Origin of the sequence: Companilactobacillus nuruki, assembly GCF_002872255.1 — a bacterium.
Classification (GTDB): Bacteria; Bacillota; Bacilli; order Lactobacillales; family Lactobacillaceae; genus Companilactobacillus; species Companilactobacillus nuruki.
This window is the reverse complement of record NZ_NIPR01000031.1, coordinates 24,737-42,217: the sequence shown is the minus strand read 5'-3', so window position 1 is coordinate 42,217 and position 17,481 is coordinate 24,737. Positions and strand designations below refer to the sequence as shown.

The 17,481-nt window shown below is 34.0% G+C and carries 11 protein-coding genes; 2 read left to right on the top strand and 9 right to left on the bottom strand.

Annotation, left to right across the window (positions count from 1 at the left end; all coding sequences use genetic code 11):
* Positions 1–259: 259 nt before the first annotated feature.
* The 9 genes from CBP76_RS08430 to rpmH form a co-directional block, all read right to left on the bottom strand.
* Complete coding sequence (locus CBP76_RS08430; protein WP_102196461.1) at positions 260–3,535, bottom strand: pectate lyase-like adhesive domain-containing protein; 3,276 nt, start codon at positions 3,533–3,535, stop codon at positions 260–262.
* A 1,174-nt stretch (positions 3,536–4,709) separates the two neighbouring features.
* Positions 4,710–5,618, bottom strand: a complete 909-nt coding sequence (locus CBP76_RS08425) for a Gfo/Idh/MocA family protein (protein WP_102196460.1) — start codon at positions 5,616–5,618, stop codon at positions 4,710–4,712.
* 15 nt (positions 5,619–5,633) lie between these two features.
* Positions 5,634–8,168: an excinuclease ABC subunit UvrA gene (locus CBP76_RS08420; RefSeq protein ID WP_102196459.1), complete on the bottom strand. Its 2,535-nt coding sequence runs from the start codon at positions 8,166–8,168 to the stop codon at positions 5,634–5,636.
* A 146-nt stretch (positions 8,169–8,314) separates the two neighbouring features.
* Positions 8,315–9,292 (bottom strand): type 2 periplasmic-binding domain-containing protein, encoded by a 978-nt coding sequence (locus CBP76_RS08415; RefSeq protein WP_102196458.1) that lies wholly within the window; start codon positions 9,290–9,292, stop codon positions 8,315–8,317.
* 110 nt (positions 9,293–9,402) lie between these two features.
* Positions 9,403–11,307, bottom strand: a complete 1,905-nt coding sequence (mnmG, locus tag CBP76_RS08410) for a tRNA uridine-5-carboxymethylaminomethyl(34) synthesis enzyme MnmG (protein ID WP_102196457.1) — start codon at positions 11,305–11,307, stop codon at positions 9,403–9,405.
* A 12-nt stretch (positions 11,308–11,319) separates the two neighbouring features.
* A complete protein-coding gene (gene mnmE, locus CBP76_RS08405; RefSeq protein WP_102196456.1) occupies positions 11,320–12,708 on the bottom strand; it encodes a tRNA uridine-5-carboxymethylaminomethyl(34) synthesis GTPase MnmE in 1,389 nt (462 codons plus the stop codon).
* 142 nt (positions 12,709–12,850) lie between these two features.
* Positions 12,851–13,693 carry a membrane protein insertase YidC gene (gene yidC, locus CBP76_RS08400; protein ID WP_102196455.1) on the bottom strand — a complete coding sequence of 281 codons (843 nt, stop codon included), beginning with the start codon at positions 13,691–13,693 and terminating at the stop codon, positions 12,851–12,853.
* A gap of 34 nt (positions 13,694–13,727) precedes the next feature.
* Positions 13,728–14,069, bottom strand: coding sequence for a ribonuclease P protein component (gene rnpA, locus CBP76_RS08395; protein ID WP_102196454.1), 342 nt, complete (start codon positions 14,067–14,069; stop codon positions 13,728–13,730).
* A gap of 67 nt (positions 14,070–14,136) precedes the next feature.
* Positions 14,137–14,277 (bottom strand): 50S ribosomal protein L34, encoded by a 141-nt coding sequence (rpmH, locus tag CBP76_RS08390; RefSeq protein ID WP_025085419.1) that lies wholly within the window; start codon positions 14,275–14,277, stop codon positions 14,137–14,139.
* 512 nt (positions 14,278–14,789) lie between these two features.
* On the opposite strand from rpmH, the gene dnaA reads away from it, so the two are divergent.
* Positions 14,790–16,166, top strand: a complete 1,377-nt coding sequence (gene dnaA / locus CBP76_RS08385) for a chromosomal replication initiator protein DnaA (protein ID WP_102196453.1) — start codon at positions 14,790–14,792, stop codon at positions 16,164–16,166.
* Positions 16,167–16,324: 158 nt separating this feature from the next.
* The gene (gene dnaN / locus CBP76_RS08380) at positions 16,325–17,461 is read left to right on the top strand and encodes a DNA polymerase III subunit beta (RefSeq protein WP_102196452.1); all 1,137 of its coding nucleotides are present in this window, start codon (positions 16,325–16,327) and stop codon (positions 17,459–17,461) included.
* The last annotated feature ends 20 nt before the right edge of the window (positions 17,462–17,481 follow it).

The window sequence follows — 17,481 nt, the reverse complement described above, 5'->3', positions numbered from 1 at the left end:
CTCTTGGTAACTGATGGCTTAGCTTCGCTTAAAGCCTTAGGGACATTGACCTTCACGATTTCAGGTTGATTTTCCATAAAAAAATACCTCACCAATATGTTTGATGAGATAATCATAATTCGAATTCCGCCTAAATCATAGACGGTCGGTTATTAGGTGCTTACGAATTATTAGCTGGGGATGTAGATAAGCATCTTCGTCATTAAATAAAAATCGAAAAAAAACACCCTTAGTCTTGGTATAAAACTAAGGGTGTTTTTTATAGACTATCTGTCATGCTCCACGTCAACCCAGTCGTGTATCTTCCTTTAGGTTGACCTTTTAAATTCATATCCATCATAATCTTGCGATTGTTATTCCAATAAATATTTTGAGGATTACTACTATCAATAATTTGATATGGACCTTGATTCAAATTATGCATTGTATTGCCATCCTTAAACATCAGATCATTTTCAAATCCATAACCAGGATTATCAACATTAGTAAAATGATTATTCTCTTGGCTAACAAAAATCTTCAAATTGGTTTTTTCTCTTCGATTATCTTCGACTTGAAGGCCTAGATTATCTGGATCAATACTTTTACCAGATATCCACCCTTCCTTGTAAGATGGAATATTGCCAAAAGTTATATCCTTAGGAATAAAGTTAAAGTCATCACCTGATGCGTATGATATTGTATCAACTTTTCCCTTAGCTGGAGAGTATGAATAATAATTATCGCTACTCGAATCCAAATTACCATCCAAGATATATGGTAAAAAGCTTACTTTATCGTTACTGAATGTGCCATCTTTGTTTCGTAGAGTACCTTTTATAGACAGATTCATATTCGAACTTGTATTCAAGGAAATCCCATTCAAGCATATATTTTTATAACCTACAGTACTACCTCCACTTGTATCGAGATAATTAGTATCCGTCACTTTATATTTGTCAGATGTAAGCGAACTGAAGGTCTTGCCACCATCATAAGATATTTGTAATGTACTGGTATCCATTGAACTAGGCACTGGTTGAATATAAGTAAAGCCACTTATAGGTACACTAGATGAGTTATTATCAAGATTATTATTAAACTGTAAAATGTCTCCATCTTTCAAAGCTGAACCCTGATAAACATATTTCAAATTATTCTCATCTACATTAGAATTTGCATAAGTTAAATTTTGCATACCGTTACTAATACTTAGATCCGGTCTATTATTTAGCATTACTTGCTTAACTGCACTGTCACCGCCATTGTATGAAGCAACAACATCCAAAATCTTATACTCAGACCCTATCCTATCCCAAACCGAATCTGGAACATTGAAACTAAAATTACCGTTAGCATCAGTTATTGCTATATATGGATAACTTTCAGAAACAGTTGATATACCATTAAATGCAGTACTTAAAGAACCATTGGCATTTAAATATTTATCAAATTGATTATATTCACTAGAACCACTAGCCGCACTGGTAAAATCGCTAGTTTTTATTGTATTCTTTGCAAAACTCGTCCCTGCTCCCGTTCCAGTAGCTGGGATGTCACTTTTCGATGCACTAGTTAAAATAGTTTTAGAATTAATTATATTAGCAACATCGTCATCTGAAAGTGTAGCAGACGCCGTTGGTGATATATATTTATCACTATTGTTCTTGTCATCATCCAAATATATTCTGATATAAGCACCAGCAAGAACATTTCCATCATCATCCTTAATATTACCAGTCAATTTAGGATCATTCTTGTCAGTGTATCTCTTAGTCATAGAAATTGTTGGATTGGGAGATTTAGTAAATTGAAGCCTATTAAATTCCCTAGTGTAATTTTTGGAGCTATCTGTCGCACTTAATAATTGTTGATTTATATTATACAGATCCTTATATCTACCAAATGTTCTGATCTTTTGATAAGAGAAATAACTACCACCAGTGTTAGCAAGAAACATTTTATGCAAAGGAATATTATCAAAAGCTATCTGAGTATCACCATTATAAGAATAACCATTTGCTGAAGCGATTATATCTTGAGCATTAATATACTGACTATCATTCATGTATAATATTCGATTCTTCGTACCACCACCATTGTCTAATAAAAAACTTCGTGGTCTTGTTACATTAAAACTTGCTTGTGGTATAAACATAAGATATCCGCCCACTAAGGCATCCGATTGCACTTCAAAGCCACCGTTTTCACCAATATTGACGTTACTGTTATTACCAATATAAACAACACCACTTCCTGGATTATATGTTCCAGGATTTTTGACGCTTACGGAAAATGTAGAAGAATTAGATATATTAGCAGTAATTCCTTGGAAAGTTGCTACTGGACGATTACTATGAATAGCTCCAGATTCAATTATATTAAGACTACTTTTTTTACTATTCATTGATAATGTTGGTTTCCCATTTGCATAAATAGCTGGGGAGATCTCGTTTGGATTATTCGGAACCATATCTTTGGTTGCAACACTTCCTGGTTTAGGTGGGCCCGTTAAATTCCCATTATCACAATAAATATCCATCGTAGTATTATCCAAAAAGTTCAATGATGGCTTATAGTAACCATTATTTAAAAAATACAGTCCATACCCTGAGCCAGAATCCGGTGAATTCTCAGCACTAGTACCATGGGGATGTAACTCAACACTAGAATTTTCATCCATTGTTACTCCACCGTAAAGCTCCAAACAAGTACCATTGTAGGTTTCACCATAATACTTTGATCCCGCATGAAATTCCAAATCACCTGTCTGCATATTTTGTTGATTTCCACTGCTATCACACAAAACAGTCTGACCATCGGGATTAGATGCTGGATATGATTGATATTGATACAAAGAGTGTACGTTACAATTGCCATATATATTAACTTTGGAATTTTGAACTCCTGAACTCCATATTAATTGAGAACCATAATAAGTCATATTGCTATAATTTAGAGTCGTATCTGAAGAATTCACACTTACAGGACCATAATATGAAGAACCTTCAATTACAATATTTTCAAAGGTCCAGTTCTGATTCTTCATCCCTGAAACTAGCGCAATATCGGTTCTTCTCATATCTAAGTTATATCCAGCACCATCGATAACTAAGGTTCCATGATTTACAGAAAGATAGTAATAATTAGCACTTTCATTTACAATGCTGCTATATTTTTTCGAATCATGTAAATTTATATTATTATCTAAAACTATCTTATGGATATGCGATACGGTTTGTGCTCCACCTCGATTATTAAATGTTACACTGCCGTCATCATTATTATAAATTGCATCTATAAATTCATCCGCAGTCTTAACATGTACCGTATCTTCTGAAGATATCTCAGGTTCCGAGTATAGCGAAGATGCATCAGCAAGCCCCGTACTAGAGAATGATTTAACAACATTATCGTTAACTATCTTGTTTGCATTGCTCTTTTCTTCAATTGCAGTGTCATTCTCTTTATTAACACTCGCTTTCACTACATTGGTAGGAAAACTAAAAAGAAATACGAGTATAGGTATTAAAAATAATACTTTTCTTAGTTTCAAAGTTCTCTCCCCCCTTTTTAATCTCTCAAAAATAACCGATTGAAAACCGATACCTTAAGCCCTTGATTCAAAAATTGCTTTATGTATTAGCAAGCCCTTTTGATTTTTAACCAGAATGCCATTAAATATTGACCTAGCTATTAATATTTCATCTTTGTTTTTCCTTAAATTTGATTCAGATTTTATCGTTAGATTAAAAGCAGACAAATATTCAATTCTTAGTGATATATATATTGGATAAAGTCAATATATTAGCTTAGATAGTTTCCCTACAATCAATTTTTAAAAAATTAGATTAAATATGATTTTTATTAGAAATAAATCTTCTTTAATAAAAAGAAAAGTTATCTAGTGATACAATTTTCCTTTTTCAAATAAAGTGGCATAGTCCCTTTAAAATAGGTATTCTTAACTACAATCATAGTATCATCATTTTAAATAGTTTATCTATTTAAAGCTCTTGGCAATTTGGCAACTATGTATTTTCTAATTTTTTTCTAATTAAATGTAGAATTATATTTTTGATTTATTATAAATAATTTTGGGTTTTTCTATTTTAAGGACGTTAGTTATATTGATATTTCATCAGCAAATGAATCTTTGCCCATTTTATAGAGTGATTTTATTAAATAATTTAATTTTTTAAATTAAATTATTTAGTCTATTTACAATGGTAGATAATTAGATATATTTAATTCTAATTTTTTATTGTTTCAGCGAAAGATGTTGTGATTTTTGAAAATTTTAATCTTTAAATATCTGTTTTATAAACAAAAAAGTCCACAAGACATTTTCTTGTGGACTTTCTGATTCATAATATTTAGCTTAAATTTACTATTAAAAAAAATAGATTTTTAAAAATTCAAAGCAATAATAAAGTACTTTATAGCCTTATGAATTATCATAATGAGACAAAAAAAGAGTCCTGCACATCTGCAGGACTCAGTGGTAAGGTGCGGTGATTTTCCAAACGCTTGCGCGCCAACCACGTACCCTTACCTCGGTTTGGCACCACATGTAGTATCGCATGATAACACCTAATAAGTCAATTTTATTTTAAGTATCCGTTTCCAAAGTAAAAGGGCTGAAAGCTTACTGGATTCAGCTTTTTTATTTAATTGTTCCACATGGAACATATTGTATAAATACATATGTTTGCCACAAGATATTGTATTTACTCTGAGATAGAGTTAACAAGATCAAAACATAACTTATGACTCAAAATAGAAGACTCTGGACTCACCGGATTATCACCATTGACAGATACGGCTTCCAGAAAGGCTCTTATAATGGGGTCAAATCCCCTAGTTACCAAAGTGTTTTCCCAATCAGGGCGAGATTTTTGAATTGTCGATCCAGTTTTATATGTTTGTAATAATCCTAAATTAGTAACAGTTTTCCTAGTATCTATTCCCTGAACCGTTGATAATTCTAAATTACTTCCACCAACCATATTAGTAATAATCTGAACTTGTGTTTTTTTACCCATTAAAGTGATATAACCTTGTTCTAAATTATCTGAATCAGTCACAAGAAAATTATCAACCTTTTTTATTCTCTCATCCATTAAATAAACTGCTGTATCAACTGAATGAATCATTAAATCAAAGATAGCAAATTTAGTTGGCTGTGGTGAATTTTCTCGAATCTTTTCAGAGATAATTGTTCTTTTATCAGGAATACTTTTTAATTCCTGATTAAATGGCGCAAATCGGCGATTAAAACCGCAGGTCAATAAAAGATGTTTTTCCTTTGCTAACTTATAAAGTTCTTTCACTTCTGACAACTCTTCTGAAATTGGCTTATCAACATAAACATTGATTCCAGACTCTAATAATTGACTGATAATTTCAAAATGGGTTTGGGTAGGTGTATGAACAAAAACAGCAAGTGGTTTTTCAGCTATTAATTCATCAAGAGTTTGATGGAAATGTTTAAACCCGTATTTCTGTTCTAACATTATTCCCTTTGACTCATTACGTGTCGTTAAATGCCATTCATATTCGTTTTGTAATGTTGCCATAACTGGCAAATAAGCCTTTTGAGCTATATTGCCTAGTCCAATCACACCAATTTTTTCCATACCTATCACCTCAGGTTAATATTTGTTAAACAATTGCAGATGTTCTTTAAGATACTTGCCCGTTAAACTGGCGGGGTTATCTGCAACCGTTTTCGGAGTACCTGTTGCAACAATTTTACCACCGTTTACTCCACCTTCGGGACCTAAATCATTAATATAATCAGCATTAGCAATAATATCAAGATCATGCTCAATAACAATAATTGTTGCATGACGTTTCAAAAGTTTGTTGAACACATCGAGCAAAACGCCCACATCCTTGGGGTGTAGTCCAACACTTGGCTCATCAAAAACGAATAATTGATTCTTTTGACTCTTCTTCATATAAGTGACCAGTTTCATTCGTTGAGCCTCACCACCAGATAAAGTCGGAGTACTTTCACCAAGTTTTAAGTAACCCAGCCCGATACTGATCAACACATCTAAAATATTCTTTACCTGCGGAACTCCTTCAAAGAATTTATCAGCTTCCTTGACAGACATAGCCAATATTTCAGCAATATTCTTCCCTCTCCAGGTAATATCTAAAATTTCTTTTCTATAACGATTGCCAAGACAGTCTGGACAAGTTTGTACCATATCTGGTAAATATTGAATATCCAAGGTTATTACTCCAGTTCCGCCACAATTAGGACATGCACCTTGTTTATTATTATATGAAAAATAGGTTGGGGTGAAATTTTTTTCCTTGGCTTTAGGTGTTTGAGCAAATAATTTTCTTAAATGATCCAAGATTTTAGTATAAGTACCGACGGTCGAACGAACATTTTTTCCAATTGGAACAGAGTCAACCTTAACGATATTCTTTATATCCCCTGTATCAATTAATTTTACAAATTGCGGTAATCTTTCTCCATTAATTTTATCGTTTAGTGCTGGTAATAAACTATCAAAAATCAAAGTCGTTTTGCCCGACCCAGACATTCCTGAAACTACATTGAGCGATTCTTTACTGAACTTAGCTGTCATATTATGAATGTTATAACGGTCAGAAATCTCAATTTTAATTGATCCCTTTTTAAAGGGAATATTTTGCTTATGTTTAATAATATCAGCTTTACCAGTTAAATAAGGCTGAATAACCGAATCAGAATGTTCTTCAATTTGTTTAACGGTTCCCTGAGTGATAACCCTTCCACCATCAAGACCCGAATCTGGTCCAATTTCAATTACATAATCGGCCGCCGAAATAATACTAGTATCATGGTCAACAACTATTAATGAATTTCCCAATTGAACTAATTCTCGTAAAATTTTGATTAGCCCATCCACATTGGCTGGATGTAGACCAACACTCGGTTCATCCAAAACATATAGAACTCCGGTCATTTGATTCCGAATAGTCCTAGCCAATTGAATCCGTTGAAGTTCTCCAGTTGATAAAGTATTACCTGCTCGAGAAATTGATAAATAATTTAGCCCTAAATCAATAATAGGTGCTAAGAGATCTAACAATTCTGTTGTAAGATTTTTCCCCAAGACTTTCATATCGGCTGGTAACCAATTCATTATGTCATGACAAAAATTTTGTAGTTCAGAAATTGTAAATTGACTTACCTCAGCAATATTCTTCCCTACTAGTTCGTTAGTAAACAATTTAGGATTAAAGCGACTGCCATGACAATCTGGACAGGTTCTTTCGGTATAAAATCTTTCCAGACGCGTCAAAGTGTTCTCATTTTTAGTACTCTTTAAACTGTTTTTGACCGCCGTAATAGCATTCTCATATAAAGCATTCAATCTAAAAGAACGACCTGTTTTGGTAGGCACTAAAATTTCCTTTTTTTGTTCTTTACCATTGATAACAATTTCTTTTTCTTTATCAGTCAAATCCTTAAAAGGGACATCAGTTCTAACGCCCAATTCTTTGATAATGTCCTTTTGAAGTGTTCGCCCTGGTAAATTCCAAGATTTTACTGCCCCATCATTAATTGAAAGTTCTTCATCAGGAATAATCTTTTTTAATTCTATCTCTTTCAAGAAACCAGTTCCCTGGCAAGTTGGACATGCCCCTTCAGAATTAAAAGCAAAATCTTCAGCACTAAATGCCATGAATTTGATTCCGCAAACTGGACAAATCATCTGACCCATGGCTTCATCTGAGGTTGGTAAATCCATAACTTCAGATATTTTCAAAGTTGGCTGTATTCGATGTCCATTAGGACAAACAATTGAAGCCAAACGTGAATACATTAACCGAAGAATATTCAAACTCTCGGTCATAGTCCCAACTGTTGAGCGGACACTAGGGACTACTGGTCTTTGCCGTAAAGCAATCGTTGAAGGTAAATTTTTAATCCCCTTAACATCAGAGCGTCCCATTTGAGTTATCCTTCGGCGTGTATAAGTAGACAAGGCATTCAAGTATTTTCTGGCACCTTCAGCGTAAATTGTATCCATCGCTAAAGAAGATTTTCCTGAACCTGATACACCCGTTATGGCAACAAAAGAATTAAGCGGAATATCAACATCAATATTCTTAAGATTGTTGGCATTGGCCCCTGTAACTTCAATATTATCCGGAATATAGTCTTTATGTCTAATTGTCATGATTTCCCCCTTCTAATCTAATGGGATTATAACATTATTTAAATCGACTCTATTTATCAAATGATAAACGGGCGGAAATATTCGATTCTACCTTGGTAGGTTTATTAAAGACCCCTGTCGCAAAGCGACAGGGGTCTTTTCAAATTTTAATAAAATATTTGATCCCATTCTTTTTTCCAACCACCCAATTCATCCAAAACTAAATTAGAGTTCATCGTTGTAACGATTAATTCCTTATTTTTTACTTCTACCGACAAGTTATCCGATACACTTTCTAAACTATTCATTTTTTTCTGAATATTTTTACTCAATAGATAATTTAAATACTTATAACTTAACTCTATATTCTTACTATCTTTAGAAACAGCGGCCATCTGATATACTACAGTGTTAGTAATTTGATGCCCATCAGTTACTCTTAAATAAGGCATTCTTTGTATCAATTTTTCTGCAGTTGAAGTGCCAACAACTGCGACATTTATTTGTTTCTTTTCAAATAAATTAATTAATTCAGTTTGATTTTTATAAATTCTTGTATATGCTTCTAACTCTCGTAACGCCCTAAAACTGTCTTGACCATGATTTTCAACCTCATCACTTACATAAGAGCTAGTACTTCGGTAATGATCATAATCATTTCCTAAATAAATTATAGCTGGACCAAACTTAGTAGTAATATCTGGCAGAGCAATACTTTTGACTTGCTCTTGGTTCCATAAATCATAAAAAAAATAAGGTGGACCAATTCTTCTAGAATCATAAACCATACTCAACCTTTCCATAGAGAGTGGCACACTATTAGTTTCTTTAGCCAATTTTTGTTGCTCATTTGATAAATATTTAAAATTGGCTATCCTCTTATAGTCCAATTTTTTAAAGCGCCCAGCTTTATTCTCTTTTGCGGCATCAAGTTGAGATAACTCAATAATATCTGCATTTTTATCATCTGTTAATAGATTAATATCACTATTATTTTTTTTAGCAAAAGGTCTAATAATATTCTTTTCAAATTTTGAACTTGTAACGTTTCTAGAAATAGCAAGTTTAGTTTTATCAGAGTTACATCCTGATATCGTAAAGCACATTAGTAACGCTATAACGATAATAAAAATTCTCTTTTTCATTCCTCAATCCGCCTATATATAATTTAACGAACTTAGCTTATCATCTGACCGTAATTTTTAATACCAAATTTATGCAAAAAAAAAATAGCCCTTTTCAGGACTATATTAGTTTATTCCACTGGTACTTTAGCTATCTTACCTTGTTCAATATAAACACTCAAAATTCCAATATCGGCAGGATTAACCCCACTGATACGACTAGCTTGAGCTATTGTTGTTGGATTAATCTTAGTCAACTTTTGAACTGCTTCTGTAGCTAAACTGTCAATTTTTGTATAATCGATACGTTCAGGAATCTTCTTTGATTCCATTTTCTTCAAACGCTCAATTCGCATCTGTTCCTTCTTAATGTAACCATCATACTTAGTAGCAATCTCAACTTGTTCAGCAACACGATTATCAACTGGATAATTGGCTTCGCCAATCATATCAATGATATCTGAATAATGAACTTCCGGTCTTCTTAAGAAATGATCTGCCAAAATACCATCTTTGAGAGGTTTTAAATCATGAGCTTTTAAGAATGGCAGAGCCATCTTTGGTGTAATCATCTTACGTGAAAGACGATTTAATTCCATTTCGATTGTTTGACGTTTTTCTTTAAATCCGTTATAACGGTCATCATTAATCAAACCCAACTTATATCCATAATCGGTCAAACGTAAATCAGCATTATCATGACGCAAAATCAAACGATATTCCGCACGACTAGTTAGTAGACGATATGGTTCATTAGTACCCTTGGTTACTAAATCATCAATCAAAACACCGATATATGCCTCATCGCGACGAAGAACAAATGGATCTTTTCCTTCTGCACGTAGAGCAGCGTTGATTCCAGCCATTATTCCTTGCCCAGCTGCTTCCTCATAACCAGAGGTTCCATTCATTTGACCAGCAGTGAATAGATTTTTAACAACTTTAGTTTCCAGATTAGACTTCAATTGCCATGGTTCAATAACGTCATATTCGATGGCATAACCAGGACGCATTAGCTTGGCATTTTCCAATCCTGCAACAGAATGCAACATCTTCAATTGAATTTCTTCTGGCATCGATGTTGAAAAGTCCCCAACGTAATACTCTTGTGTATCTTTTCCTTCAGGTTCAAGGAAAATTTGATGTCTTGGTTTATCGGCAAATCGAACTACTTTATCTTCAATAGATGGACAATATCTAGGACCTACACCCTTAATAACCCCAGAAAACATTGGTGCACGATCAAGATTTTCACGAATGATCTTATGTGTCTCAGCATTTGTATATGTCATCCAACAAGAAATTTGATGTTGCAAGTAGCTTGAATCCGGCGTCTCAAATGAAAAGTGATTTGGTTCTTTATCGCCAGGTTGTTCGATTGTTTGATCAAAATTGATCGTGTTCTTGTTAATACGTGGTGGAGTACCAGTCTTGAAACGAGTTAGTTTGAATCCATGCTTTTCAAGGTCTTCAGATAACTTAATTGAAGGAATACTATTATTAGGACCTGATGAGTACATTAACTCACCGATAATGATCTTGCCTCGCGAAGACGTTCCAGCCGTTAAAACAACTGATTTTGCATGATATTTGGCACCTGTTGCGGTAACTATTCCTTTGCAGACACCGTCTTCGACAATCAATTTTTCTGCCATTCCTTGGCGGAGAGTTAAGTTAGGCTCATTTTCTAAAGTATCTTTCATAACACGATGATACATATTTTTATCAGCTTGGGCACGAAGTGCACGAACAGCAGGTCCCTTACCAGTATTTAACATTCTCATTTGAATATATGTTTTATCAATGTTTCGGCCCATTTCACCACCTAAAGCATCAATTTCTCTGACTACAATTCCCTTAGCTGGTCCACCGACAGATGGATTACATGGCATGAAGGCTACCATATCAAGATTAATTGTAACCAATAATGTCTTTTGGCCCATACGAGCGGCGGCTAATGCTGCTTCTGAACCCGCATGACCAGCACCTACAACGATAACATCATAAGTTTCTGAATCAAATTCCTTAATTTCCATTTTTATTTATACCTATTTTCCTAAACAAAATTGTGAGAATAATTGTGTTATTAATTCGTCTTGATAACTTTCTCCAGTAATTTCTCCTAGAGTGTCCCAGCAAGCAGTCATATCAATTTGAACCAAATCAATAGGCATTCCTGCTTCAATTCCTGAAATTACATCATTGAGGCTATTTTTAGCTTTACGAAGCAATCCAGCTTGTCTAGCACTAGTGATGATGACATTACTACTGCTATCTTCAATTCCCGAATTAAATATTTTACCAATTGTTTGTTTAATTGTTTCAATACCATCATTTTTAATAGCTGATGTTCTCAAGATAACGTCGTCAGGGTTTAATTGAACGACTGACTCAGGCGTTATAACGGGCATTAAATCATTCTTATTAAAGATAACGATTCTCTTCTTATCTACAGTTGCGTCTAAGAGCTCTATATCATCATCTTCTAGCTCGCGGCTTGAGTCCAAAACTAGAATCACTAAATCGGCACCAGCCAAAGCCTTCTTAGAGCGCTCAACCCCAATTTTCTCGACTTTATCTTCTGTATCACGAATACCGGCAGTATCGATCAACTTCAAAGGCACCCCATCTATATTGACGTATTGTTCAACAACATCACGAGTAGTTCCCGCAACGTCTGTTACGATAGCCTTTTCTTCATCCAATAGACGGTTCAAAAGACTAGACTTTCCCACATTGGGTTTACCGACAATTGCTGTTGCCAAACCATGTTGCAAAATTTCACCGCTATCAGCTGTCTTCAATAACTCATCGATTCGAGTACTAACCGTTCGAGCTTTTTCTAGTAATAAATTTGTAGTCATTTGATCAGTATCATATTCTGGATAATCAATATTAACTTCAACCTGAGCCAACGAATCCAAAATCTCTTGTCTCAAATTAGAAATCAAATGATGTAAGTTTCCATCCAGTTGATTAACAGCTACCTGCATTGCCTTATCAGTTTTAGCACGAATTAGATCCATTACTGATTCTGCCTGGGTCAAATCAATTCGACCATTTAAAAAAGCACGCTTAGTAAATTCACCTGGTTCGGCCATTCGAGCGCCATAACCTAACAAAAGTTGCAGGACTTTATTCGTCGCAACTATACCCCCATGGGTATTTATTTCGATGACGTCCTCTCTGGTAAAGGTTTTTGGGGCACGCATAACTGAAACCATTACCTCATCAACTAAAGATCCATCAGATGGATCGATAATATGTCCATAATTAATTGTATGGCTGGCTACCTTTGCCAAATCTTTACCTTTAAAAATTCTCTTAGCGACCGTTACAGCCTGATCTCCAGATAATCTAACAATGGAGATGGCTCCTTCCCCAGGAGGCGTTGAAATGGCTGCTATCGTATCATATTCGGTTACTGCACTAGGCATAAATAAACTCCCTTCTTATTTTTGAGCATAAAAAAAGTGCATAATCCGCCATATTGACGGAAAAGCACCTTGACTACTTTTCTATATATAAAATCTATTAACAATTCTAAAACATCTTAAATGGTAATTTAAGAAATGTCAATTATTTACGATTTTTGTAAACACGTTTCTTAGCTTTTCTAAGTCGACGTTCTTTTTCTTTCTCTGCTTCCGCTTCTTCACGACGTTCGCGACGATACTTGAAAGGATTTTGGAAAGCCAATGTCTGAAGAACTTGGAATGCATTAGTAATTACCCAATAAATAGTGATGGCTGATGGGAATGTCAATGCTGGTACGAAGATAAATATTGGCATGACCCAAGTCATAATCTTTGTTGTGGCGTTCTGTGTTGGTTGTGAATAGCTAGAAATGTATGTACTTAAGAAAGTAAATACTGCAGCTAAGATAGCCATAATATAATACGGATCAGCCTTACCAAGCTGCATCCACAAGAAACTACCATCACGCAATTGCGTTGTCTTATAAATGGCTTGATACAAACCAAACATAACCGGCAATTGAACTACTAATGGTAAACATCCAGCGACCGGATTAACTCCTGCTTCACTATATAACTTTTGCGTTTCTTCTCTTAATTTTTGTTGTGTATCAACATCCTTAGCAGAATATTTCTTTTGAAGAGCCTGCATTTGTGGCTGAATCTTCATTTGTTTATTCATGCTTCTGATCTGGAACCAGTTAAGTGGCAACAAAATAATTCTAATGATCAGTGTGAAGATGATGATCGCCCAACCATAACTATTACCGACAAGTGAGGCTAACCAAAGAATAAATCTTGAGAAACTATAAATAACGTAGTGATCCCAAAATCCAGTACTGTGGCTTGTAATCGGTTCGTTTAGGTTTGAACATCCAGCTAAAACCAAGACAACACTAAGTAACAGTGCTATACCTATGTATTTCTTTAAGCTTTTTTTATTCACGTTTACACCTATTTAATTATTATAATTTTCGACCCTAATTTAATACTTTACCTAATTTCAATAAATGTACAATATTTTTCTTTGTTTCAAACATATCTAAATTTACTGCAGGTTTCCTTGCAATAATTAAAAAGTCTAATTCAGCAGGAATTTCAGGTTTCAACTCTAATAACGATTGGCGAACGTATCTTTTAATACGATTACGCCCGACTGCCGTATGTGAAACTTTCTTTCCAACTGACAATCCCACTCGCCAATGCTTTTGAGTTTCTTTAGGCATTGTATATAGGACAAAATTACGATTAGCAACGGATTGTCCATTGGAATAGACATATTGAAACTCATTTTCTTTTTTTATTCGATAGCTTTTTCTCATATGTCACCAGACTACTCTCGTTTTGTAATAAAAAAAGACCACCAAAATGTTTAGTGATCCTTCAAAACTAAGCTGATAATACTTTACGACCCTTTTTGCGACGTCTTGCTAGAACCTTGCGACCATTACTTGTACTCATTCTCTTCATGAAACCATGGACGCGTTCACGGTGACGCTTCTTAGGTTGATATGTTCTCTTTGTAGTCATCAGTAAACCTCCTGACTCTTCTTTATATTAAAATACTTCACTTCTTCAGACAATTGCTCATCTATAATATCATGTTATGCCAATTTTTTAAATAACAAATTTCCTATTAATGCAAGATTTTTTTAATTAATTTTTCGCAATTTGAATTGTGGATAATTTGTGAACGTATTTGACAACTTTTTTTATCCACAAGACTTTAAACAAAGTTTTCCCATATAATTTTTACTGTGTTTTAGTTTTCCACAGTTTTTGTCAATTTCTTGTTTTTTGTATGTAACAGCTGTCAATTAAGCTTTTACACGGCTGTTAATTGTGGATAACCATGTTAATAAACTATACTGTCTCTAATTTTCCACAAGGTTGTGTATTCTTGAAATAACACTTGTTAATTACTTTAAATTCTAGTTAATTTAAACATGTGTTCTGTGGAAAACTAGTTAATAGAATGATAAACTATACTCTGTCATTTTAGGGAAAAAAATTATCCACAACTACAGATTGGGGGGAATTTATTGCAAAACATACATAACTCAACTGATCCAGAATTAACCAAGTTTTGGGACTACTTTACCAACAAATTACGTTCTCAATTAACTTCAGTTAGTTATTCAACTTGGGTTGAAAGTGCTCATCCATTATATATAGATGGTAATAACATTTATATTTCAGTCCCCACAAAATTGCATAAAGATTATTGGGAACGAAACTATACCGAAAAAATTGTTATTTATTCATATGAACTAAATGGTATTGAACTTAACCCAATTATTGAAAATGTTGAAGACAACAATAAAAAAGAGGAGCCAGAAATAGCTCCCCAAGTTGAACAAGAAACTGAATCAGTCCAACCAAAACATGTTTTTCATAATTCACATTTAAATCCAAAATATACTTTTTCAACCTTCATCGTTGGGGGTGGCAATCAAATGGCCCATGCCGCTGCTTTAGCTGCTGCAGAAGATCCAGGTGGTGTATACAATCCACTCTTCATTTATGGAGGTGTTGGATTAGGAAAAACTCATTTGATGCAGGCCATCGGACACCAAATGATCAAATTAGACCCACTTGCAAAAGTCAAATACGTTACTAGTGAGACTTTTGCCAACGATTTCATTAACTCTATCCAGACAAAATCTCAAGATGATTTTCGTCAAGAATATCGAAACGTCGATTTACTATTAATAGATGATATTCAATTTTTTGCCGAAAAAGAGGGAACACAAGAAGAATTTTTCCATACATTTAATGAATTGTATGAAAATGGCAAACAAATTGTAATGACATCTGATCGTCTACCTAACGAAATCCCTAAGTTACAGGCTAGATTGGTCTCCAGATTTACAAGTGGTTTGTCGGCTGATATTACTGCACCAGATTTGGAAACAAGAATTGCCATTCTAAGAAACAAGGCCAAAGCTGAGCATCTGGAAATTCCCAATGATACTTTATCTTATATTGCCGCTCAAATTGATACTAATGTTCGTGAGCTTGAGGGTGCTTTGATTCGAGTTCAAGCCTATTCAACAACTAAAAATACCGATATCACTAAAGCCGTTGCTGCCGATGCTTTAAAAGTCTTCAAACTATCTAATGATAAAAAGGGACTTTCTATTGCTAAGATTCAAAGTAAAGTTGCTAAATATTACCATGTTTCCGTTCAAGATCTAAAAGGAAAGAAACGTGTTAAATCAATTGTTGTACCAAGACAAATCGCAATGTATTTGTCACGAGAAATGACAGACAGATCGCTTCCACAAATTGGTATGGAATTTGGCGGGAAAGATCATACGACAGTTATGCATTCGTGTGATAAAATATCCGAGTTACTTATTAAAGATGTCGATTTAAAACGTTCAGTTAATGAGCTGAAAGATGACCTCAGAAATTAACATGTTTATAACTTTTGAGTTTTCCCAAAGTTTTCCACAGCTGTTAATAACATCTTTTTTTCAAATAAACTCAATGCTTCAGTAAGTTTTCCACAGTTTCAACAGTACCTACTACTACTACTATTTTTTTATTAATTACTTAAAAAAAGGAGTTACCTATGAAATTTTCTATTGATCGATCAAAGTTCATAAATCAAACGAGTAACGTTCAAAGAGCTATCTCAACGAAAACAACCATTCCGATTTTAACGGGTATGAAGTTGGATCTTTCTGAATCAGGCTTAACAATTACTGGTAGTAATTCAGATATTTCTATCACATCATTCATTTCTAAAGAAGATTCTGATAATGATCTAAAAATTGAAAGCACTGGTTCAATCGTTTTACCTGCTAGATTCTTTAACGAAATTATTAAAAAACTTCCTGGCGACAATTTTGAACTTGAAGTATTAGACAACAACCAAACTTTGATTAAGTCAGGGGTTTCAGAATTTACAATCAATGGACTAGATGCTGTAAATTATCCTCATCTTCCTGATGTTGAAACTGATAACCAATTAGTTTTACCAACAGATGTTTTTAAAGAGGTTGTAAATCAAACTGTTATTGCCGTCTCTACTCAAGAAAGTCGTCCTGTTTTAACTGGTGTTAACTTTTTAATCAACAGTGAAGGATTAGCCGCTGTCGCTACTGATAGTCATCGTCTTTCACAAAGAAAAATCAATATAACTAGTGATGAAGATTATAATTTAATTATTCCTGGTAAAAGTTTGACTGAATTGGTTAGAACCATCAGTGATTCAGTCAAAGAAATTTCAATGTCAATTTCTGAAAACCAAGTCTTATTCAGTTTTGATAACATTATGTTCTATTCAAGATTGCTTGATGGACGTTATCCAGAAACTGATCGCCTAATTCCAGACGAATCAAGTACTCGTTTGACATTTGATTCATCAAATCTATTAGCCTCAGTTGAACGTGCGTCATTACTTTCTCATGAAAGTAGAAATAATGTTATTAAATTAGAGATCAAGGCTGTGGACAAAAAGGCTACCCTATATGGGAACTCTCCAGAAGTCGGTACGGTTGAAGAAGTACTTGATTTCGAAAATCTTGAGGGTGACGATTTGGAAATTTCATTTAATCCTGATTACTTGAAAGATGCTTTAAGATCATTCGGATCTAACACAACAATTGAAATGAGTTTTACATCACCATTACATCCATTTACTTTAAGACCAGTAGAAGATCGTGATAATTTTGTACAACTTATTACTCCGGTACGAACATTTTAATGTGAAATAGTAAAAATAGA